Raw genomic sequence first — 20838 nt, 5'->3', positions numbered from 1 at the left:
CCATGCAGGCCGCGCCGCGCCTCGCGGAGCTCACGACGGAGGAGCTCGCCGCGCTCCTGTCGGGCGGCGCGCCGTGCGTCGCGCTCGTGCCGGTCGGGTCGGTCGAGCCGCACGGCCCGCACCTGCCGCTCGGTACGGACACGCTCATCGGCGAGGCCGCGGCCGAGCAGGCCGGCCGCCGGCTGTGGGCGCGCGGCGTCGCTGCGCTCCTCGCCCCGTCCATCGGTTATGGCGTGACCGACTTCGCGGCGGGCTTCGCCGGCGCGATCTCGATCCCGGCGCCCGCGCTCACCGCCTTTCTGCGCGCCGTCGCCGAGGCCTACCTGTCGGCCGGCCTGTCGCATGTCTGCTTCATCAACAACCACCTCGAGCCGGAGCACGACAGCGCCGTGCGCGCCGCCACCAGCGACCTGCCCCTGGGCCGCGCCTCGGTCGCGTGCCCGCTCGCGCGCCGCTGGGCGCGGACGCTCTCCGCGGAGTTCCGGAGCGGCGCCTGCCACGCGGGCCGTTACGAGACATCGCTCGTCCTCGCCGCGGCCTCCGCGCTCGTCCGGAAAGACATCGCCCAGGACCTGCCGGACCTCGGCCTGAGCCTGTCGGAGGGCATCAAGGCAGGAGCGAAGAGCTTCCGCGCGCTGGGCATGGACGCCGCCTACACTGGATCTCCGCGCGAGGCGTCCGAGGACGAAGGCCGCGCGCTGCTCGATCTGCTCGCGACGATGATTGTCACCGAGGTCGAAGAAGGCCTCTCCAGCGCTTCCGCCCACGAACCCGCGCGGGGAAAAAGCACCAGGTAAGCCGACGAGCGCTCAGGTAGACAAAAGCAGGCATCTCTGCCCCAGCACCACCACCCCTCACGCTCGCCTGAACGGCAGAATCCGCCATCGACTCGCGCGCCCCGGCAAGCTGATCACCGGCGGTTCAGGCGGATGTAGCTGCTCATGTTGCGCGGCACGCGCAGAACGCGAGCGAAACGCGAGCGAAATGTGAGCGGCATCGCAAATGTGTCTCGCGGCGCTCGACACTTACCAAGGATTCGAGCAATAATGCTTAGTTTTGCTCCGACATCACAAGCAACATCAACAGATTTTTGACAGCAAACCTCTATTCCCAATTGACGCATTCAAATCAAAGCCGTAAAACGGTATCGTTTTCCTCGCGCGCTGTTTGACGCCAGAACGATCCGACGGCTGACCTGATGAAGGTGATGCTTTACGGCGCGCAGGCAGATGGTGGTTTTGGCGGGGGCGCTCTCTGGCGTTCCTGCGCGACGGCATCACACGAAGCCTCGCGGGCGGAGCTGGCCCGACGACGCGGATCGGAGAGCATCATGAGGAATCGAACGATCATGAGAGGGTCTCGGCATCTGCTCCTGGCCTCTTTCGCCGCCGCCTCCGGCGCGGCGCTCGCCGGGTGCGTCGGCGCACAAGACGAAGGTGGCGAGCTGCTCGGTGAGGCGCAGCAGGCCGCGACCGTCTGTGTGACTCTCCAGCGCACCGGGGCGACGGGCGTGGTCCAGGATGCCCTCATCAATTCGGCCTATCCCACTTACACGCCCACCGGGGCCGACATGTACGCCGGCAGGACCGGCACTGCCGAGACCGGCTTTACCTACATGCGTGGGCTGATCGCGTTCGATCTCTCGTCGATCCCTGCCGGCGCCTCCATCGTCTCGGCGTATCTCTACCTCAACATCGGCGCCTTGACCCCCGACGTGATGCGGGTGCACCGGATCACGACGCCCTGGGACGAGAACACCGTGACGTGGAACTCGCACTCGGGCGCCTGGGATCCCACGGTCCTGGGAACCCTCACGGCGAGCTCGGGATACATATACGCTTACCACACGGTCAGCCTCACCAGCACCGTGCAGAGCTGGGTGAACGACCCCACCACGAACAACGGTGTGTTCTTCGAGCAAACCATGAATCGCACCCACATCCGAACGAGCGAGAGCTCGGTGGATCGGCGGCCGTATCTCCGCGTCTGCTACGACAGCGAGACGGGGGGCTCGACGGCGACGTCGAGCAGCTCCAGCTCCTCGACGACCTCCGCCACGACGTCGAGCTCCAGCTCCTCGACGAGCTCCGCCACGACGTCGAGCTCCAGCTCCTCGACGACCTCCACCACGACGTCGAGCTCCAGCTCCTCGACGACCTCCACCACGACGTCGAGCTCCAGCAGCGCGGGCGGCGCCGGGGGCGCGGGTGGTGCCGGCGGCGCGGGCGGTGCGGGGGGCGCGGGTGGTGCCGGCGGCGGAGGCGGGGGCGGCGTGCCTGGCCTGCCGATCAGCTGCAACAGCAGCACTCCTGGCGCAGGTGCCAATTGCGGCGTCGAGGGGGGCGATAACTGCTGCTCGACCCTTCCGGTCCCGGGCGGCACGTTCAACCGGCTCAACAACGCGGGTCTGCCGGCGACGGTCAGCAGCTTCTACCTCGACAAGTACACGGTCACGGTGGGGCGCTTCCGGCAGTACCTCGAGCAGACCGGCGGCCCGACCCAGGCCAACCCGCCGGCCGCCGGCGCGGGTGCACACCCGAAGATCCCGAACAGCGGCTGGGACCCGTCGTGGAACACGTATCTCGCGGCCAACACGAGCGCGCTCAAGACGGCGCTCATCTGCGATCCCTATGGATGGCCGTCCTGGAGCGACATCCCGGGAGCCAAGGAGAAGAAGCCGATCGTCTGCGCGACGTGGTACGAGCTGTTCGGATTCTGCGCGTGGGACGGCGGCCGGCTGCCGACCCAGGCGGAGATCAACTACGCCTCTGCCGGCGGCAACGAGCAGCGCATCTTCCCGTGGGGCGGCTCGAGCGTCGAGAGCATCATCGGCGTCAACCAGGACGGCTCCACGGATGTCACACGGTATGCCTCCTGGTGCTGCCAGGGTGACGGCACGGTCGCGGGTGATGGAACGAACCGCTGCCTGGGTGAGCCGTACCCGAGCAACTATCCTTGCGCGCACACGGATCTCACGGACGTCGGCAAGTTCCCCCAGGGCGCCGGGCGGTGGGGGCAGCTCGACCTGGCCGGCAACGCGTACAAGGCCACCCGTGACGGTTCGGATAACTATCAGCTGCTGATGCCCTGCAACGACTGCTCGCGGCTCGACAACACCTCGAGCGCACGCTTCATGCATGGCGGCAGCTTCCTGGCCGCCGGGTACAAGCAGACGACGGACTTTCGGGCTTCCTACGCGGGCACCTCGCGGCGCTACTACGTCACGGCGACGTGCGCGCGCGATCTCCCCACGCCGTGACGCCGCTCCAGCCGGCGGCCCGGCGAGGCGACCGCGCGCCGCCCTGGTGAAGCCGGCGGGCGAGAATCCGCCGCACGCCGCGCCAAGGCGCCCGCCGGCCCTGCTGGGCCTCCAGGCGGGCGCCTCCTGCCGGCGAGCCGCTCGCTCCCGTGCCCTCCCGCTCTCCTGAACCCCCCTTGAACTTGGCCCTCGCCGGCGCCTCCTGATACGCGCGCTCCATGCGCGTGAGAGGTGTTTTCCTCCTGCCGGCGATAGCGCTCGCGACGCTGAGCGTGAGCTGCCCGCGCCCTGCCTCCGAGCCCGCCGCGACCTCCCCGGCCCCGGCGCCCGCCTCCGCCGTCACCGCGCCGCTCGCCGCAGCCGCGCCCGCCGTCGCTGCCCCGGCGCCCGCCGCCGCCCGCGCGGAGGACGCCGCGCCGCCCAGCGCGGAGGCCGCGAGGACGCCGGGCGCTGTCGCCGCGGGGCCGGGCGGCGACCCGCTCGCGTTGCCGGCGCTGCCGCCGGAGCTCGTCGATGACGGATCCGACAAGCTGCCCGAGATCGATCCTCCCCCGGCCACCTCGCCGACGGCGGCCGAGGAGGAGGTCCACGAGCTCGCGAGCATCGCCAGGGAGACGTGGATCTTCGCCGAACCGCGCTGGACCAGCCGGCGCATCGGGTACCTGCGCGCCGGCGCCGTGGTCGCGCGCAGGCCGGAGCCCTCCGGCAGGACGTCGTGCGCCGAGGGCTGGTACCGCATCGAGCCGAACGGCTACGTCTGCATCGGCGCCAGTGCGACGCTCAACATTCACGACCTGGCGGTCGAGGCATCGTCTCGCCGCCCGGTCCGTCGGTCCGCTTCGCCCAGCTTGCCGGTCGTTCGTGGCGAGGCCGCGCCTGCCACGACACAGGCGGGCGAGACAACACTTGCCGCGGCGCCGTCGGGCGAGGTCACGCTTGCCGCGACGCAGCCGGGCGCAAACGCACTTGCTGCGACGCAGCCGGGCGCAAACGCACTTGCCGCAACGCAGGCAGGCGCAAACGCACTTGCCGCGACGCAGCCGGGCGCAAACGCACTTGCCGCGACGCAGGCAGGCGACGCGACAACCCTGCTCGGCGGCCTGCCCTACACGTACGCGATGTCTCGCTCCCCCACCCCGCCGCTCTATGCGCGCCTTCCGGACGAGGACGAGCAACGCGGCGCCGAGCCCGACCTCGCCGGGCACCTGCTCCGCGCCGCGACCGCCGCGCGCGCGCCCGACTTCGTCGCGCCGCCGCCTCCGGACGCGACGCCCTCGGTCCTGCTCTACGGGCGGCCGGCGCCCGGGCTCGCCGGCGATCGCCGCTCTCCCGACGCGCTCGTCCTGGGCCGCGCCCGGACGCGCTCCGGCTTCGCCCTGCTCTCGACGTTCGATCACGACGGGCGCCGCTTCGGCCTGACGACCGACCTCGCCGTCCTGCCGCTCGACCGCACCCGCGTCATCCGGCCGAGCGCCTTCGCCGGGCTGGCGCTCCCTGAGGGCGTCACCTTGCCCGTGGCCTTCGCCAGGCGCCGCCACGCCGCGCGCCTCGTCCCGGGCGAGCGCGGGGGCGTCACCCGCGCCCCGCTCCGCTTCCGCGAGGCGATCCCGCTGTCCGGCGCCTCGCGGCGCCTCGGCGGCATCGACTACCTCGAGGCGCGGGACGGCTCGCTCGTCCGCGCCGACGAGGTCGTGCGCGTCGACCCGCTCCCCCGGACCCCTGCGTGGGCGGTGCGCGGGCGGAAGTGGATCGACGTCTCGATCGACAAGCAGAGCCTCGTCGCCTACGAGGGCGCCCGCCCCGTCTACGTGACGCTCGTCTCGACGGGGGCGGACGGCCTCGGCGATCCCAAGACGACGCGCTCTACCGTCCAGGGGCTGTTCCGCATCCACACGAAGCACGTCACGGTCACGATGGACGGCGACGAGGAGGACGAGGATCCGTTCGACTTCCGCGACGTGCCTTTCGTCCAGTACTTCACGGAGGGCTTCGCGTTCCACGCGGCCTACTGGCACGACGATTTCGGCACCCCGCGCAGCCACGGTTGTGTGAACCTCTCTCCGCTCGACGCCGCCTGGCTGTTCGAGTGGACGACGCCCGAGGTCCCGGCCGAATGGCACGGCGCGCTCTCGCTACGGAAGGGCACGCTCGTCTCCATCCGCCCCTGAGCCGGCGGCCCGCCGGCGCTGCCCCTTCCGCGCCGCGCGAAGGCACGCTACACGCTCGCTCCATGGCCATCCAGGAGCCCCTCTCGCTCGATCAGCTCATGGCGATCGATCCGCTGCTCTCCGAGGAAGAGCGCATGATCCGCGACGCCGTCCGTCGCTTCGTGCGCGAGCGGTACCTGCCGCGCGCCGCGGACCTGTTCGCGCGCGAGGAGTTCGCGACCGACCTGATCCCCGAGATCGCCGCGCTCGGCCTGCTCGGGGGCTCGCTGACCGGCTACGGCTGCGCCGGCATGAACTCGGTCGCTTACGGCCTCGCGCTGCAGGAGCTGGAGTATGGCGACAGCGGCCTGCGCAGCTTCGTGAGCGTCCAGGGCTCGCTGGCGATGTATCCGATCTGGAAGTACGGCTCCGAGGCGCAGAAGCAGCGGTGGCTTCCGAAGATGGCCGCCGCCGAGCTGATCGGGTGCTTCGGCCTGACGGAGCCCGACAGCGGGTCGGATCCGAGCTCGATGAAGACCCGCGCCCGGAAGGACGGGAGCGCGTACGTGCTGACGGGCACGAAGATGTGGATCACGAGCGCGCCGATCGCGGACCTCTGCGTTGTGTGGGCCAAGGTCGATGACGGAGGGGCCGAGTCCATCCGCGGCTTCGTGGTGGAGCGCGGGATGAAGGGGCTGGAGACGCCGCTCATCCACGGCAAGATGAGCCTGCGCGCGAGCCCGACCGGCGAGATCGTGCTGAACGAGGTGCGCGTGCCGGAGGAGAACGTGCTGCCAGGCGTGGTCGGCCTGAAGGGCCCGCTCGGCTGCCTGACCCAGGCGCGCTTCGGCATCGCGTGGGGCGCGCTGGGCGCCGCGCGCGCCTGCTACGAGACGGCGGTCTCCTATGCGCGCGAGCGCGTCCAGTTCGGCCAGCCGATCGCGTCGCGGCAGCTCATCCAGTCGGAGCTCGTCGAGATGGCGACGGAGATCGCGAAGGGGCAGCTCATGGCGCTGCACTTCGGGCGGCTGAAGGACACGACCGGCATCAGCCCGGTGCAGGTCTCGCTGTGCAAGCGGAACAACGTGGGCTGGGCGCTCAAGATCGCGCGGACCGCGCGGAGCGTGCTCGGCGCGAACGGGATCTTGCTCGATTACCCGGTCATCCGGCACATGCTCAACCTGGAGAGCGTGTACACGTACGAGGGCACCGACGAGGTGCATTGCCTGATCCTCGGCAACGCGATCACGGGACACAGCGCGTTCTGAGGGGATGCCGGCGGGTATTCAGCGCGGATTGACGGCCAAGGACGCCAAGAGAAGAGAGGAAGCTCAGGATACCTCTCTTATCGGCTTTTCCTGAACAGTGACAGGCGTCTACCCCGTCTTCCCCGCCGCCTTCCGCTTCAGCCCGACCAGGAAGATCTCCACGCTGCTCGCCCGCGTCCCCTCGGGCCGGATGCTCCGGACCTCCTCGCAGAGGTTCCGCAGCGCGTCCCGGGCCTTCACGAAGTCCTCGCTCATGAAGATCTTGCCGACGAACGCCCCGCCCGGCGCGAGCAGCGCCTCGGCCACGGCCACGGCGCGCATGAACAGCTCGTAGCTCCGGGCCTGGTCGGCGATCTTGCTGCCGCTCGTCGCGGGCGCCATGTCCGACAGCACCACGTCGTACGGCGCGAACTGCGCGAGCGCCTCGTTCGTGAGCGACAGCGCGTCCCCCTGCACTACCGTCGCCTGCGGGCCGAACGCCGCCGTGATCGGCGACAGATCCACCGCGAGCAGCTTGCCCCCCGCGCCGATCCGCTGCGCCGCGTACATCGACCACGACCCCGGCGCGGCGCCCAGGTCGAGCACCCGCTGGCCAGGGCGGAGCAGCCGCACCCGGCGATCGATCTCCTCGAGCTTGAAGACGCTGCGCGCAGGATAGCCCTGCGCCTTCGCCGCCTTCGTGAAGGCGTCAGGCCGCTTGTACGGGTTCTTCGGCTTCTGCGACACGGAGGGACACTCGGCGGGCACGACCGGCGGGGCGCTCGCTCATGGGAGCTGCCCCGCCGGCGGCCGGGATCAGCCGCCCTTCTTCTTGCCGGTCGGCTGCTGCACCGGCACGATCCCCTTGCCGCCGCGCTTCTTCACGGCGCCGCGGATCGTCACCACCTGGTTCTTCGGGCCGGGGACCGGACCCTCGATGAGGATCAGGTTGTCCTCGGGGAGGAGCTTCACGATCTTGAGGTTGAGCGCGCTCACCGTCTCGTCGCCGTAGTGGCCGGGCATCTTCAGGCCGGGCAGCGTGCGGCCGGGGGTCATGTTCGTACCGATCGAGCCGCCGTGGCGGAAGTACTCGTGCGTACCGTGCGAGCTGACCGCGCCGGCGAAGCTCCACCGGCGGATGACGCCGCTGAAGCCGCGGCCGCGCGAGCGGCCCTGCGCGTCCACCCGCTGGCCCACCTCGAAGATCTCGTCGACCTTGAGCGCGGTCCCGATCTCGTACTTCGCCGCGTGCTCCGGGCTGCAGCGCAGCTCGCGCACGATCCGCTTCGGCGTCTGCCCCGACTTCTTGTACGCGCCGGCGACCGGCTTCGTCGTGTGCTTCTCCGCCCGCTCGCCGAGGCCGAGGATGAGGGCGCTGTAGCCGTCCTTCTCGAGCGTGCGCTTGCCGATGACGACGCAGCCCGCCTGCACGACCGTGCAGCGCAGGACCTCGCCCGTCTCGTTGAAGATCTGCGTCATGCCGATCTTCTTGCCGATGATGCCGGGATGCTGATTCATGATGGGATCGCCTTGCTCGCTCCGTCTGGGGTGGCTGAAACAGGCTCCGCGCGGCGCGCCGCGAGAGCGATCCCCTCGGCGCGCCTCGTCACGAGCCGGTTCGGAGCGAAGAACCGGGGCGGCTTCCCGCCGGGCACGTTGGGGGGCGCAGAGCTTACTCACGGGGCCCCTAAAGGGAAGCGAAAACCACCGCCACAACGGTAATACAGACCACATCCAACCGAGACGCGTCGCGTCGCGTCGCGTCGCGTCGCGTCGCGTCGCGTCGCGTCCGCTCGGACATTGTCCTTCCGAGCAGACATTTCCTGTCTCTCCCTGCCATCGAAGTTCGAAGGAGCGGGCCTCACATTGGGTCGTTGGAGGTCAGGGATGACAGACATCATCGCTCACGGTGAGCCGCGCGACGTCGAGCGCCTCATGGGTCGTTACTGGTTCCTGCTGAGAGGCGAGGCGCACGGCGCCGGCGAGGACAGCGCGAGCGCGGCCCGGACCCGGGTGGTCCGCGACGGCGAGTTCGTCGTGGTGAGCATCGAGGCGTCGGCGCTCGGGTGGCCCGAGGGGACGCTGCTCTTCAGGTTCCGATCGGAGGTGGCCCCCTGCGCCGAGTGCGTCGAGCGCGCGGCCGCGATCGCGCGCCACCGGACGCGCGGCATGCTCCGCTCGGGCGACGTGCGCGAGATGCTCCGCTTCGCCGTCGCCCGCTGCGCCGCCTCCGGCATCGACCTGGCCCACGCCGGCGCGCGCGCTCGAGGCGACGGGGCGCGCCGGGACGACGCGCCGGGCAGCGCGGGGGAGCCCGCCTCGGGGAGGCGCCGCGCGGCGCAGGACGCGGGCGGCGGCGCGAAGCGCTACGACGCCGAGCTCTGGCTCATGCTCTGACAGCGCGCGCGTCTCGCAACGGGCGCGGCCGCGTCACGAGCCGACCACGTTGATGGTCGCCTTGACCATCGCCATCCAGCACTGAAGCACCATCTTCCCCTCCTTCTGCGGGGTGATGGCCACCTCGACCTGCGTGTTCAGCGGCAGGTCCTTCTCGATCTTCAGATCGGGAATCGCGATCGCCTTCAGACACTCGCTCTTCGTCGTCCGCGTGAAGCGCAGCACCACGGGCTCTCCCTTCTTCAGCTCGATCGTCGACGGGGAGAACCCGCTGTCGTTCACCGCGATGTCGACGCGCTTGACGTTCGCCGGCGCGGCGAGCTCGGCGGCCGCCACCACCGGCGCCTCCTCGGCGGGCTTGTTGCAAGCGAGCAAGGAGAGCGATGAGAGGGAGAGGGCAAGCGTGGCGACGAGGAGCTGCAGGCTCATGGTCAGCGCGTTCTTACCCGGCCCAAATGGCGCGTCAAGCCGCCCTCCAGCCGTCCGCCCCGGGCGCGAGACCCAAGGGAGGTCGGGCGCAGACGGGCGCGCGCCGCGACGTGAACGCAACGCGGCCGGCTCAAACGTGGCGGCCCGAGAGGATCTGCAGAATCGACGAGAAGAGGTTGATGAAGTTGAGGTAGAGGTCGAGCGCGCCGCCGACCGGGTCCTCTTCGCTCGAGTGGAGCAGGCGCGACGTGTTGTAGAGGACGTATCCCCCGAACACGAGGACGGACACGCTGGCGATCGCGAGGCCGAGGAGCGTGCTCCCGAGCAGGGCGTTCAGCAGCATCGCGCCGAGGACGACCATCGCGCCCATCACCAGCCCGCTGGCCATGAACGACAGGTCCTCCCTCGAGAGGAAGACCCCCAGCGTGAGGCTCCCGAACGTGAGGACCGTCAGGATGAAGGTGTCCCGCACCGGGGCCGACGACAGGGTGCCGCCGAGGCCCGCCGCCGCCTGGGCCATGTAGAGCGCAGGCGCTGCGGTGACGCCCAGGACGGCCGCCATCCCGAAGAGCGCGAGGACGTTGACCCCGGGGATCTTGCGCACCGCCCGCGCGCCGAACATCACGCCGAACACGACGCCCATCGAGAGGATCGGGTGCTGCGCGAAGAGCTCGACAAGCGGCGGCATCTCGCGCCCCAGTGTCCCCTCCTCCACGTCCGGCGCCCCGATGTACAGCGCGCACATGGCGCCCAGGGAGGAGACGACCAGGCTCGCCGTGAAGAGCCCGTACACCTTCTTGAGAAAGTCGATCCGCAGCGCCAGCTTCGGGCTGGCCGATACGCTCGCCCCGAGGGGACTCGCCTGGCGTGAGTTCATCTGCTGCGCCCCTCCTTCAGGGCGTTTCGCCGCGGCTGCACGAGCGCCTAGTCGTGCACCATTCACCACGGACATGCAACACCGCCATGGCGAAGCCCTCGGGCATCTGCCGCCCGCAAAAAAATCACGTTCCAGCGGCATCGCGCGCGCACGGAGGGGCCGGCGCGGCGTGAACCGGCGTGAACGGCGCGCCGACATCGTGTAGCTTCCGGCGAAGAGCAGCCCGGATCCAGAGAAAATCCTCTCGATTCCGGCCATGGTAAGCCCATATCCAGAGAATCATCTCTCGGTTCAGGCTAAAAGCAGCCTGCATCCAGAGAATCATCTCTCGATTCCGGTTAAATACGGCCTGGATCTAGAGAAATGTTTCTCGGCTACGGCGAAGAGCAGCCCGGATCCAGAGAAAACGCTCGGCTGCGACGACAACCCGCTCGGCTGCAACGCCGGCGCCGAGCGACAGCGCCGTCGACCTGGCTGCGCGCGCTGTGGGAAGGAAAGCAGGAGAACGAACTCCTGTCTTCTCGGAGGTCCGGAAGAACGACCGCGCACGCCTCCCAGCGGACCCGGAGCACGACCATCACGACCCATCACCAATCGATGCCTCGGAACAAGCACCTTGCCGGGCCCCAGCGCTCACGCCGGGCAGCAGAAATGTGCCGCGCCCGGGCGCGCTCCGTCCCATGCAGCGACGCCGCGGTGGGCGCCTGCGCGCGGCCCGTTGTCGCGCGCCGCACGCTCGTGTACGAAGGACAGCGAAGGATCACGAGCGCGCCGCGCAGGCTTGGGGAGGACGAGGTTTCATGAACGTCACGACGATCGCCGTTGCCGACGTCGAGCCCGCAACGGCGCCGTTGCCGGGATTCGATAGCGAAGCTGCGGTGCAGAGCCTGCTCGTCTCGAAGATCGAGGCCTCCTACCGCCACCGCCTGCCCCTCGTGGGACGCACGGACCTCCACCCGCTCGTCCAGGCCGCCTATACCGCCTTCACCCAGCGCTATCCCCTCGTGCTCTCGCCCGACGTGGTCTGGCTCTGCCTGGCGCGCGGCTTCACGTTCCACCTCGCCGCGAACGACGAGCATCGACGCCGCTTCCTCCCCGACGATCACGAGTTCTCGCTCGTCGTCGATCGCCCGGACTTCACCCTCGGCGAGGTGAACCCGTGGCCAGCTTTGTTTCCGGACTTTTCCAGGCAGGTTTCGGCGCGGGTCGGCTCGCTGCGGGACCTCGTGACCTCCAATTTCTCCACCACGGGGCCTGTCGAGCGGGTGTCGTCGGAGCTCACGGTCGCGACCCCGCTCGCGCCGCACTACGCGTGGGAGCCGCCGTTCCCGGGCGACATGGTGTTCCCGCAGCGCGGGATCCCGCGCGTGTACCTGCTCGGCACGTCCGACGACTGGCGCTGGGTGCGCCAGCGCGTGGCGATGCTCGGCTCCGTCGGGCAAGATCGGTGGACCCGCGCGCTCCTGCCCGTGCTCGACCAGATCGCCGCCTCGGCGGAGGGGCGCGCCGACACGATGTTCTGGCGCGCGTTCTTCAGGTACGAGAGCTCGGCCGACGAGCTGACCGGGTGGATCCACGTGCTGTTTCCCTACCTGCGCGCGTGGCCCAACGACTACTTCGCCCCGAATCCCTATCTCGAGAGCTGGCACGAGCGATGGCTGACGGCGGAGGCCCGGAGCGACGCGCTCGGGGGCCTCGGGAACCCGCAGGGACCGGGGCTCTCCGAGCTGCCGCCCGGCCTGACCAGCGCCCAGCTGCGCTTCATCGACGGGAGCAGGCGCGAGCACCCCATGGAGTTCATCAGCGGTCTCATCGGCGTGACGCAGGATCCGCACTCCCTCGCGCTGCTGCCGGAGTTCGTCTGGGCCATCGCGCACCAAGCCCCCGAGTCGGCGGCGCAGCGCCCCGCCGAGGCCTCGTGAGCCACGCGGCCCCGTGAGCCGCGCGCTCGATCACGACGATCGCGGCGAGCGGTTCGGCGTGGACGGGCGGCTCCCCCTGACATAGGATTGTGCGGTCCGCGACACGGCGACGCCATGCGTCGTCGATCACGCTCGGAGGCTCCAGTGTCCGGAGGCAAGTTCGCGCTCCTCGAAGTACCGGATCTGAATGGTGGGGAACCGTCCTACCTGCGCCTCGGGGCCGCCGCGCCGCTCGGCGAGAGCGCGGGCGACGATCTCGCCGAGCGGATTCAGACGTTCACCGACGACGACCGCAAGCGGGACGGCTCGCCCAATTTCGTGCCTGTGGGCGAGCGAAAGGCCGAGACCGCGAAGCTGCACACGAAGGGCGGCTGGCGCGATCACACCGACGGCAACCGCATCTCGACCACCAAGGGCGACAAGGTCGAGGTGATCGGGGGGAACTACCGCCTGCTCATCCTCGGCCGCGGGGAGCACCAGGCGGGCTGGGACGTGTCGGGAGGGCACGTCACCGAGGTCAGCGAGACCTTCGGCGGCGGCACCACGATCGAGTGGGTGCAGAACTACGGCGGGACGTGGAAGGTGGTCGAGACGACCATCAAGGGCGAGGTGCACACCCTCTACCACGGCGACGTCTACGACTATTACTTCGGGAAGATCAAGGAGAGCCAGACCGGCACGGACACCTTCCCCACGCTGAATGTCACCGACGATTTCATCGATGACAAGAACCCGCCCTCGCCCCAGGCGATCCCGACGGAGAACCCCACGATCGTCGACAGGACGTGGGCCAAGAGCATCTCGTCCTATACCGGCTCGGAGAAGCTGCCGGTGCCGTCGATCACCGACGAGACCTGGGCGGAAGTGATGGTGTCGAAGACGAACGCCACCTCGATGACCGACGAGACGACGGTCAAGGCGGAGTCGAAATCCACCATGAAGGCCGCGTCGATCACGTCGTCCACCAAGGTCGATGGGACCATGGATGACCACACCGAGGCCGACATCATCAAGAGCTACACGAAGGCGAGCAAGATCATCTCCGAGACCCACGCCGACACCGAGGACGATATGTACGGCGACGCGGACTCCTACACGAAGGGCGACAGCAAGACCGTCGTCGAGGGGATCGAGACGACGATCAACCTCGGCATGGTCAACGAGGTCGTCCTGGGGGGGATGATCGAGGCGACGCTCGGCGCGGAGGTGACCTTCACGGCCGGCGGCATCGTCGACGTGACCGTCGGGCTCAAGGCGGATTTCAGCTTGACCGGGAGCATCGACGTCTCCGCCGGCCCCACGCTCGAGATCAGCCCGGCGGGCGTGGAGCTCCACATGAGCAAGACGGAGATCGCGCTCGCCAACAAGATCGTCTCGGCGTTCAACCTCTTCGTTTGAGGGCGCGAGCACCACGCTCCACGCGCCACCGGATACGGAGCTCCCATGGCCGGCGATGGCAAGTACGGTATCCTCCATGTGCCTGATTTCGGCGACGGCATGTCGTCGTACCTGCGCATCGGCGCGGCCGAGGGCGACGAGTACACCTGGCGAGATCACACCGACGGCAACCGGGTCATCACCACGCGGGGCGACAAGGTCGAGGTCATCGGGGGCACCTACAAGATGACCGTCCTCGGTCGCCGCGAGTTCGAGGGCGGCTGGAAGGCGGAGGACGGGCAGATCAACGAGAAGAGCATCACCTTCTACGGGTCGGGCGAGTTCGACTTCATCCAGGGCCCCCGCGGCGAGAAGCGCCTGCGCGAGAAGACCGTGAAGGGCGAGGTGCACACCACCTACCACGGCGATGCCTTCGAGTTCCATTACAGCAGCAAGATGGAGAGCGTCACCGGACACGACAGCCCGCCGCGCAACCTGGACGAGATCACGGACCCCTGGGGTCTCCCCCGATCAGGCGTCCTCGGGGAGAACCCCACGATCGTCGACAGGACGTGGGCCAAGAGCATCTCGTCCTATACCGGCTCGGCGAAGCTGCCGGTGCCCTCGATCTCCAACGAGACCTGGGCGGACACGATGGTGTCGAAGACCCACGCCACGTCGATGACCGACGAGACGACCGTCGAGGGACCGTCGAAGTCGACGATGAAGGCGGGGTCGATCACGACCTCGACCACGGTCACCGGGACCGTGGATGACCACACCGAGGCCGACATCATCAAGAGCTATACAAAGGCGAGCAAGATCATCTCCGAGACCCACGCCGACACCAAGGACGAGAAGTACGGCGACTCGGACTCCTACACGCAGGGCGACAGCAAGACCGTCGTCGACGGGATCGAGACGACGATCAACCTCGGCATGGTCAACGAGGTCGTCCTGGGGGCGATGATCGAGGCGACGCTCGGCGCGGAGGTGAGCTTCACAGGCGGCATCTCGGCCAGCGCCACGATCGGCCTGGAGGCGTCCGTCACCGTCGCCGCGTCCCTCGATGCCAGCATCGGGCCCACGCTCTCGATGGGGACGGAGAAGCTGAAGGTCACCCTGGACCGGGGCAAGGTCGTGCCCGTCCGCACGAACATCGCGGCAGTCCACCTCATGACGTGACGCGCACGCGCGACGACCCTCACGGATGGCGAACAAGAACCTCACCCCGTTCCTCTTCGGCAGCAAGGTCACCTCGCGGAGGCCGCCCCAGCCGGAGATGACCCTGATCGTCCGGGCGAAGTTCACCCTCACGCCCGGAGCGCCGCTCTCCCTGCCCGAGGGCCACCCGGCGCTCGCGCAGGAGACGCTGCGCGGCGACGTGTTCCACGACGACGATCACGAGCAGACCGGCGAGTGCCTGTACCCGAGCGATCTGGCGGACTTCAAGCCCCACGCCGACGTGCTCCTGATCGGCACGTGCCACACGCCGGGCAAGGCGCGCATGACCGAGTGTCCGGTGCGGTTCGGCGTCGGGTCCTGGTCGAAGATCCTGCGCGTGGTCGGCGAGCGCGTGTGGATGGATGGCCTGCTCGGGCCCGCCATGAGCGATCCCGTGCCGTTCGACCGGATGCCGCTCGGCGATCGGCGCAGCTTCGGAGGGCCGGGGCACCCGCTCAACCCGGTGGGCAGGGGCCACGGGACGCGCGAGCTCCCCAACGTCGAGGGCGCGGACGATCTGCTGCTGTCGCGCTCGGATCGGCCGGCGCCCGCGGGGTTCGGGCCCCTGTCGCCGAACCGGCCCGATCGGCGCGCCCGGGTCGGGAAGAACTACGGCAAGGCGTACCGCGAGAAGCGAGCGCCCTACTTCGCCGACGACTTCGACTGGACCTATTTCAACGCGGCCCGGCCCGATCAGTGGCTCCCGTACCTGCGCGGGGACGAGGAGCTCCTGTTCCAGAACCTCCACCCGGACGCGGAGGTCTTCCGGTCGCGGCTGCCGGGCCTCCGGATCCGCGTGTTCGCGAACGACGCGGAGCGCGGGTTCCGGGAGGTGCCGATGCACCTCGACACGCTGCTCGCCAACCTGGACGAGGGGGCCCTGTTCCTCACGTGGCGCGGCCTCACGGAGGTGACCGACGACGACCTCTCGCGCGTCACCACGCTCGTCGCCTCCGAGCCGCTCGACGGGCCGGCGCTGCCCGAGGAGCATTACCGCGAGATCCTCGCGCGCTTCGAGGCCGATCCGCTCGAGATCGAGGAGCAGCTCGCGCCGGAGCTCAAGGAGGAGTGGGGGGCGCTGCAGGCGCTGCAGAAGAAGGGCGACGGCGCGGCGCCGCGCGACGGCGGCGGCGCGGCGGGGCTCGACCCGCTGTCGGCGCTGCTCAAGGCGCGGCTCGGCGACGTCGCGAAGCCGCAGCAGGAGAGGATCGGCCGGGCGATGGCGGCGCTCGCGGGCATCGCGTTGCCGGGGGGCAAGGTCCTCGGCAGCGTCATCGCGGAGGCGCTGCGCAACCTGCCGAAGGCCTCGCAGGCCCTGCCGCCGATGAGCTCCGAGGCGTCGCCCGTGCTGATGGACGCGGCGCTCCGGACGGCCTTCCGGCGCGTCGCGCGGGCGGTGGAGGAGGCGAAGGCGCTCGCGGCCGCGCGCGGGACCCAGGTCCCGGCGCTCGCGGCGTGGGACAAGCTCGCCGGCGATCCGAAGCTCGCGTCGATGGGCCTCTCCATGGCCCCGCCGCGGCCGCCCGGGCAGATCGGGCCGGGGAGCGACCTCCGCGACCAGGACCTGAGCGAGCAGGACCTGAGCGGCCGCGACCTGACCGGCGCGGACCTCACGGGCGCCCTCCTCACGGGCGCCAACCTCCGGGGCGCGAGGCTCACGCGCGCCCTCCTCAAGCAGGCCGTGCTGTTCGACGCCGACGTGAGGGAGGCCGATTTCACGGGCGCGGACCTGAGCCTCGCCACCCTGCAGAGCGCCTGGGCAGAGCGCGCCGTCTTCCGCGGCGCCACGCTGGAGGGCACCACGTTCGACGGCGCGCGGCTCATGGAGGCCGATCTCTCGGGCACGCAAGGGTCGCAGCTCGTCTTCTCGAGGGCGGACATGACGGGGGCCGTCGCGCGCGGGGCGGCGTGGGCCGTTGCCTTCCTGGAAAGCACCGTGCTCGAGCGCGCGGACCTGTCGCAGGCCTCGCTCACGCGGTGTTTCGTGTCCAAGGTCAAGGGCGCCTCCGCCACGTTCGCGGGCGCCACCCTGACCGGCACGAGCTTCTCCGGCTCCGACCTCACCGGCGCGGTCTTCACGGGCGCGCGGGGCGACGGGAGCGTGTGGATGAGCGCGACCCTCACCGGCGCGGATCTCAGCCTCGCCGTGCTGACGGGCGCCCTCTTCAGCGAGGCCACGGCCGACGGGGCGAGCTTCTTCGGGGCCAACGTGCGGGGCGCCCGGTTCGACCGGGCAAACCTCACGCGCGCCGACTTCACGCGGGCGAACCTCTTCGAGGCGGACCTGCTCAAGGCGCGGGTCCCGGAGGCGAAGTTCGTCGACGCGAACCTCTACGATGCAAAATTCTACGAGACCTCGGGATCCGGCTGTGATTTCAGGGGGGCGAACCTGAAGAAGTCGACGCTGGAGCGAGATCGATGACCCCGGACGAGCTGAGGGCGCTGCTCCAGGCGGGCGAGGCGCTCGAGGGCAGGACGCTCGGCGACATGGATCTGCGGGGGGCCGACCTCCGCAAGGCGCGGCTGCGCGGCGTGAAGCTCGGGCGGGTGCAGCTGGAGGGCGCGGACCTCTCGGGGGCCGATCTCCGCGGCATCAAGATGGCCTGGTGCGCGCTCCGCGGCGCGGACCTGTCGGGCGCCGATCTCCAGGGCGCGGCCATCGCCCAGAGCGACCTCTCGGGCGCGAACCTCGCCGGGGCGAACCTCACGGGGGCGAGCCTGGTCCGCGGGCAGCTGACCGGGGCGAACCTGCGCGGCGCGCGGCTCCAGGAGGCGAACCTGGCCGAGTCGAAGCTCGCGGGGGCAGAGCTGTCCGGCGCGACCCTGAAGGGCACGCGGCTCGACCTCGCCGACCTGTCGGGCGCGGCGCTCGACGGGGTGACCGTCTCGCAGTCGTCGTTCACGCGGGCGGATCTCTCGGGCGCCTCGCTGTCGCAGGCGCGGATCGAGGGCTCGTCGTTCGCCGAGGCGAACCTGACGCGGGCCGATCTCTCGGGCGCCGAGCTCGACACGGTGGTGTTCCTGAAGGCCGATCTCCGGGAGGCCGTGCTCCCGAAGAAGCTCACGAAGACGGTGTTCGACGGCGCGCGCCTCGGCCGGCTCGACCTCTCCGGGGCGGACCTCGCGGGCGCGGCGCTGGAGGGGATGGACTTCGCGGGGGTGAGCTTCGAGAACGCGAACCTCACGCTGTCGTCGCTCCAGGGAACGGACCTCCGGGGCGCGAGCTTCCGGGGCGCGACGCTCGACCAGACGGTGCTCGCGAGCTGCGACCTCACCGGCGCGGACTTCCGGGGCGCGACGCTGAGGTCGTGCATGCTGTACCGGGCGCGGCTGCCGGGCGCGGATCTCTCGGGCAAGGACCTCGAGATGGTGGTCTTCAAGGAGGCCGATCTCTCGGGCGCCGACCTGTCCGGGTCGCGGCTCGTGCGCTGCATGCTGGAGGGGGCCAACCTGACGGGCGCGAACCTGACGCGCGCGCTCGTCTCGCAGACCACGCTGCGGACCGCGGTCGTGGAGGGCATCACCTTCGAGAAGGCGATCTTCGACTGCGTGGACTTCTCCGGCGTGGACCTGACGCGGGTGTCGCTCTCCGGGCTGACCCTCTCGCGGTGCTTCTTCGCGCTCGGGAACCTCTCGGGGATGGACCTCTCGGGGTGCAACCTGTCGAACTGCGACTTCACCTCGTGCAACCTGGAGCGGACCCGGCTCGACGGCGCCATCCTGGCGAACGCGAACTTCAAGGGGGCGAACCTGCGGCAGGCCTCGCTGGCGGGCGCGATGGCGAAGGCCGCCTTCTTCGGCGAGGGCGTGCTCGCCGGCGCCGGGCTGACGCAGGCGATGCTCCGCAATGCGATCTTCGTGAAGGCCGATCTCTCGGGGGCGAACCTCGCGGGGGCCGACATCCGGGAGACGGTGATGCACGAGGTCCGCGCGGCCGGGGCGCTGTTCGTGGGGGTCAAGGCGCACCACGCCGATCTCTCGCACGCGGACATCTCGGGCGCCGACTTCACCGGCGCGGACCTGCACTGGGCGAACCTGCACCACGTCCGCGACGAGAAGACACGTTATCTCGATGCCAACCTCGCCACGGCGAGGCGCACGGACGTCGATCGCCTGGAGGCCGAAGCATGGATGCCGCCCGAGCGGCGCTCGCAATGAAGGAGGAGCGATGTCGATGGGAGCCATGAAGGAGAGCGATCGCGCGGCGGCCGTGCGGGTGGATGCGGCGGCGGGCGAGGAGCACGCGCCTCGGGCGTACGGCGCGCACGGCTCGCGCGGCGCGGACGTGCTTCGGATCGGCCTCCCGCGGGCCGGGGGCGCGGCGGCCGACGACGCGGGCCAGGACGGCGCCGCGGCGCTCCCGAGGGAGTACCTGGGCCCGGGCCGGGTCACGGCGGCGGAGGGGGGCGCGATCGCGGTGGAGCTGCCGGGCGGCCAGCCGGTCGCCGTCGAGATGGCGCTCGCGCTGCCCTACGAGCCCGCCGTGGGCGACACGCTGCTCGTCATCGGCAGGGAGGAGCGCTACTACGCCATCGGCGTGCTCCACGGCGCGGGTCGGACGGTGCTGTCGCTCCAGGGGGACGTGGCGGTGCACGCGAGGGACGGGGAGCTCTCGCTGTCCGGGGACAAGGGCGTCGCGATCCGGGGGCCGGAGATCGAGGTGCAGGCGGGCAAGATCCGGATGGTGGCCGACGCCGTGGTCCAGAGGTTCACCTCGATGGTCCAGCGGGTGAGCGCGCTGCTGAGCGTTCAAGCGAGCGAGTCGCACACGATCGTGGAGAAGACGGCCTTCACGAAGGCGAAGAACGCCACGATCCTGACCGAGGAGACGGTCACGGTGAACGGCAAGCAGATCCTCTTGGGATAGGAGGCCGGCGCGATGCTGCCTGCGAACAACAAGTGTACCGGCATGAGCGCCGGGTTCCCCGACGTGTGCATGTCGCCTGCGTTCGGCCCGTTCCCGTTCCCCAATTTCGACCCGAACGCGGTGAAGTTCCCGTTCTCGTTCAACGTGTGGTTCTCGATGGGGCCTGCGCTGAGCCTCCTGGCGCGCGCGATCCTCACGATGGGCGATTGGCTGGGCACGCTGCACTGGACCTTCATGGGAACAGGCCAGTACACGTTCGGCAACGTGCGGGTCTTCATCAACTATGCCCCCGCCACGTCGCTGCTCTCTCCGAGGGCCGGCAACAATTACAACTGCTTCATCGGCGTCCAGGTGTTGCCGAGCGTGACCAACGTCTTCATCACGTACAACGCGGGCAGCGCCGGGGGCGCGCGGCCCGCCGGCGCCCCGATGCTGGCCGATCTGGACGCGCTGGTCGCGTCGCTCCACCCGTGCGGCGGCGCGTCGCCCGTCGAGAGCGTCCAGCTCGAGCCGGGGGTCGGGTACGTGAAGATCCGCACCTTCTCGCTGGACGTGCCCGCCCGGGTCCACACGGCGGTGAGGGCGCTCGAGGCCGAAGGGCTGGAGACGCTCGTGCTGGATCTGCGCGACAACCCCGGTGGGGAGCTGACGGCGTTCGTCGAGCTCGCGGGCGACTTCCTGGAGCCGGGGAGCGTCCTCGGGAGGGCGATCGACGCGGACGGCGACGAGATCGTGTACCGGTCGAGCCACCGGGATCCGTGCCGCGCGCCGCTGTGGATCCTGGTGAATGGCGGGACGGCGTCGGCGGCGGAGCTCTTCGCCGGCTGCCTCCAGTGGCACGGGAGGGCGGTCGTGGCGGGGGAGCGCACGTACGGGAAAGGAACGGCGCTGAAGGTCGCGGCGGATCCGGAGGATCACGCGCCGATGCTCGCGCCGGCCGCGAGGATGGTCCTGCCGGGCGGAGAGCCGATCCACGGGACGGGGATCCGGCCGGATGTCGAGCTGGGAGCGATTGAAGGGGCCGATCGTGGCGGGGAGCGGCGATCGCTGATGGACTTGATCGCCGGCGCAAAGGCCTGAGCGCGATCCGCC

17 protein-coding genes and 1 pseudogene are annotated in these 20838 nt (G+C 70.1%); 13 read left to right on the top strand and 5 right to left on the bottom strand.

Translation table 11 applies throughout. The features are described from left to right. Positions 1–2 precede the first annotated feature (2 nt). Both WMF39_RS10765 and WMF39_RS10760 read left to right on the top strand, forming a co-directional pair. Positions 3–797 carry a creatininase family protein gene (locus tag WMF39_RS10765; RefSeq protein WP_437745444.1) on the top strand — a complete coding sequence of 265 codons (795 nt, stop codon included), beginning with the start codon at positions 3–5 and terminating at the stop codon, positions 795–797. Between the two features lie 401 nt (positions 798–1198). Next, positions 1199–1930, top strand: a pseudogene (locus WMF39_RS10760) (DNRLRE domain-containing protein); the annotation flags it as partial. A 59-nt stretch (positions 1931–1989) separates the two neighbouring features. Here WMF39_RS10760 and WMF39_RS10755 read toward each other — a convergent pair. Next, positions 1990–2298: a hypothetical protein gene (locus WMF39_RS10755; protein ID WP_437748164.1), complete on the bottom strand. Its 309-nt coding sequence runs from the start codon at positions 2296–2298 to the stop codon at positions 1990–1992. Here WMF39_RS10755 and WMF39_RS10750 point away from each other — a divergent pair. From WMF39_RS10750 to WMF39_RS10740, 3 genes are all read left to right on the top strand, one after another. After that, positions 2273–3259, top strand: coding sequence for a formylglycine-generating enzyme family protein (locus tag WMF39_RS10750; protein WP_437747963.1), 987 nt, complete (start codon positions 2273–2275; stop codon positions 3257–3259). The two genes, WMF39_RS10755 and WMF39_RS10750, sit on opposite strands and share 26 nt — an antisense overlap. A gap of 218 nt (positions 3260–3477) precedes the next feature. Continuing rightward, positions 3478–5427 carry a L,D-transpeptidase family protein gene (locus WMF39_RS10745; protein WP_437745443.1) on the top strand — a complete coding sequence of 650 codons (1950 nt, stop codon included), beginning with the start codon at positions 3478–3480 and terminating at the stop codon, positions 5425–5427. 62 nt (positions 5428–5489) lie between these two features. After that, complete coding sequence (locus tag WMF39_RS10740; protein WP_437745442.1) at positions 5490–6674, top strand: acyl-CoA dehydrogenase family protein; 1185 nt, start codon at positions 5490–5492, stop codon at positions 6672–6674. Positions 6675–6782: 108 nt separating this feature from the next. Here the strand turns inward: WMF39_RS10740 and WMF39_RS10735 are convergent, their stop codons facing one another. Together WMF39_RS10735 and rplC are read right to left on the bottom strand one after the other, a co-directional pair. After that, positions 6783–7400 carry an SAM-dependent methyltransferase gene (locus tag WMF39_RS10735; RefSeq protein WP_044968202.1) on the bottom strand — a complete coding sequence of 206 codons (618 nt, stop codon included), beginning with the start codon at positions 7398–7400 and terminating at the stop codon, positions 6783–6785. Positions 7401–7469: 69 nt separating this feature from the next. Continuing rightward, entirely contained in the window at positions 7470–8171 is a 702-nt protein-coding gene (gene rplC, locus WMF39_RS10730; RefSeq protein ID WP_437745441.1) for a 50S ribosomal protein L3, read from the bottom strand. A gap of 369 nt (positions 8172–8540) precedes the next feature. Between rplC and WMF39_RS10725 the strand changes: the two genes are divergently transcribed. Continuing rightward, complete coding sequence (locus tag WMF39_RS10725) at positions 8541–9050, top strand: hypothetical protein (RefSeq protein ID WP_437745440.1); 510 nt, start codon at positions 8541–8543, stop codon at positions 9048–9050. Positions 9051–9083: 33 nt separating this feature from the next. Here WMF39_RS10725 and WMF39_RS10720 read toward each other — a convergent pair whose 3' ends face one another. Together WMF39_RS10720 and WMF39_RS10715 are read right to left on the bottom strand one after the other, a co-directional pair. Continuing rightward, positions 9084–9479 carry a cupredoxin domain-containing protein gene (locus tag WMF39_RS10720; protein WP_437745439.1) on the bottom strand — a complete coding sequence of 132 codons (396 nt, stop codon included), beginning with the start codon at positions 9477–9479 and terminating at the stop codon, positions 9084–9086. Positions 9480–9609: 130 nt separating this feature from the next. Beyond that, entirely contained in the window at positions 9610–10356 is a 747-nt protein-coding gene (locus WMF39_RS10715) for a Bax inhibitor-1/YccA family protein (protein WP_437745438.1), read from the bottom strand. 800 nt (positions 10357–11156) lie between these two features. Here WMF39_RS10715 and WMF39_RS10710 point away from each other — a divergent pair. From WMF39_RS10710 to WMF39_RS10680, 7 genes are all read left to right on the top strand, one after another. After that, on the top strand, positions 11157–12278 hold the full coding sequence (locus WMF39_RS10710) for a DUF4419 domain-containing protein (protein ID WP_437745437.1): 1122 nt from the start codon (positions 11157–11159) through the stop codon (positions 12276–12278). 144 nt (positions 12279–12422) lie between these two features. Beyond that, positions 12423–13676: a hypothetical protein gene (locus WMF39_RS10705; protein WP_437745436.1), complete on the top strand. Its 1254-nt coding sequence runs from the start codon at positions 12423–12425 to the stop codon at positions 13674–13676. A gap of 45 nt (positions 13677–13721) precedes the next feature. After that, positions 13722–14840 (top strand): hypothetical protein, encoded by a 1119-nt coding sequence (locus tag WMF39_RS10700; RefSeq protein WP_437745435.1) that lies wholly within the window; start codon positions 13722–13724, stop codon positions 14838–14840. Positions 14841–14865: 25 nt separating this feature from the next. After that, positions 14866–17301 (top strand): DUF2169 family type VI secretion system accessory protein, encoded by a 2436-nt coding sequence (locus WMF39_RS10695; protein WP_437745434.1) that lies wholly within the window; start codon positions 14866–14868, stop codon positions 17299–17301. Next, entirely contained in the window at positions 17298–19037 is a 1740-nt protein-coding gene (locus WMF39_RS10690) for a pentapeptide repeat-containing protein (RefSeq protein WP_437745433.1), read from the top strand. The genes WMF39_RS10695 and WMF39_RS10690 overlap by 4 nt, the downstream gene beginning before the upstream one ends. 16 nt (positions 19038–19053) lie before the next feature. Then, complete coding sequence (locus tag WMF39_RS10685) at positions 19054–19746, top strand: DUF3540 domain-containing protein (protein WP_437745432.1); 693 nt, start codon at positions 19054–19056, stop codon at positions 19744–19746. Positions 19747–19758: 12 nt separating this feature from the next. Next, the gene (locus WMF39_RS10680; RefSeq protein ID WP_437745431.1) at positions 19759–20826 is read left to right on the top strand and encodes a S41 family peptidase; all 1068 of its coding nucleotides are present in this window, start codon (positions 19759–19761) and stop codon (positions 20824–20826) included. The last annotated feature ends 12 nt before the right edge of the window (positions 20827–20838 follow it).

This window comes from Sorangium sp. So ce1504, from assembly GCF_051521635.1.
GTDB lineage: Bacteria > Myxococcota_A > Polyangia > Polyangiales > Polyangiaceae > Sorangium > Sorangium cellulosum_B.
Note: the sequence above shows the minus strand (reverse complement) of the source record. Positions and strands in the feature narration are given on the sequence as shown.

Excerpts from the sequence above, each read along its gene's own strand:
- WMF39_RS10765 (WP_437745444.1), top strand. The coding sequence starts at position 3 with ATGCAGGCCGCGCCGCGCCTCGCGGAGCTCACGACGGAGGAGCTCGCC.
- WMF39_RS10745 (WP_437745443.1), top strand. The coding sequence starts at position 3,478 with ATGCGCGTGAGAGGTGTTTTCCTCCTGCCGGCGATAGCGCTCGCGACG.
- WMF39_RS10740 (WP_437745442.1), top strand. The coding sequence starts at position 5,490 with ATGGCCATCCAGGAGCCCCTCTCGCTCGATCAGCTCATGGCGATCGAT.
- rplC (WP_437745441.1), bottom strand. The coding sequence starts at position 8,171 with ATGAATCAGCATCCCGGCATCATCGGCAAGAAGATCGGCATGACGCAG.
- WMF39_RS10725 (WP_437745440.1), top strand. The coding sequence starts at position 8,541 with ATGACAGACATCATCGCTCACGGTGAGCCGCGCGACGTCGAGCGCCTC.
- WMF39_RS10720 (WP_437745439.1), bottom strand. The coding sequence starts at position 9,479 with ATGAGCCTGCAGCTCCTCGTCGCCACGCTTGCCCTCTCCCTCTCATCG.
- WMF39_RS10715 (WP_437745438.1), bottom strand. The coding sequence starts at position 10,356 with ATGAACTCACGCCAGGCGAGTCCCCTCGGGGCGAGCGTATCGGCCAGC.
- WMF39_RS10710 (WP_437745437.1), top strand. The coding sequence starts at position 11,157 with ATGAACGTCACGACGATCGCCGTTGCCGACGTCGAGCCCGCAACGGCG.
- WMF39_RS10700 (WP_437745435.1), top strand. The coding sequence starts at position 13,722 with ATGGCCGGCGATGGCAAGTACGGTATCCTCCATGTGCCTGATTTCGGC.
- WMF39_RS10695 (WP_437745434.1), top strand. The coding sequence starts at position 14,866 with ATGGCGAACAAGAACCTCACCCCGTTCCTCTTCGGCAGCAAGGTCACC.
- WMF39_RS10690 (WP_437745433.1), top strand. The coding sequence starts at position 17,298 with ATGACCCCGGACGAGCTGAGGGCGCTGCTCCAGGCGGGCGAGGCGCTC.
- WMF39_RS10685 (WP_437745432.1), top strand. The coding sequence starts at position 19,054 with ATGGGAGCCATGAAGGAGAGCGATCGCGCGGCGGCCGTGCGGGTGGAT.
- WMF39_RS10680 (WP_437745431.1), top strand. The coding sequence starts at position 19,759 with ATGCTGCCTGCGAACAACAAGTGTACCGGCATGAGCGCCGGGTTCCCC.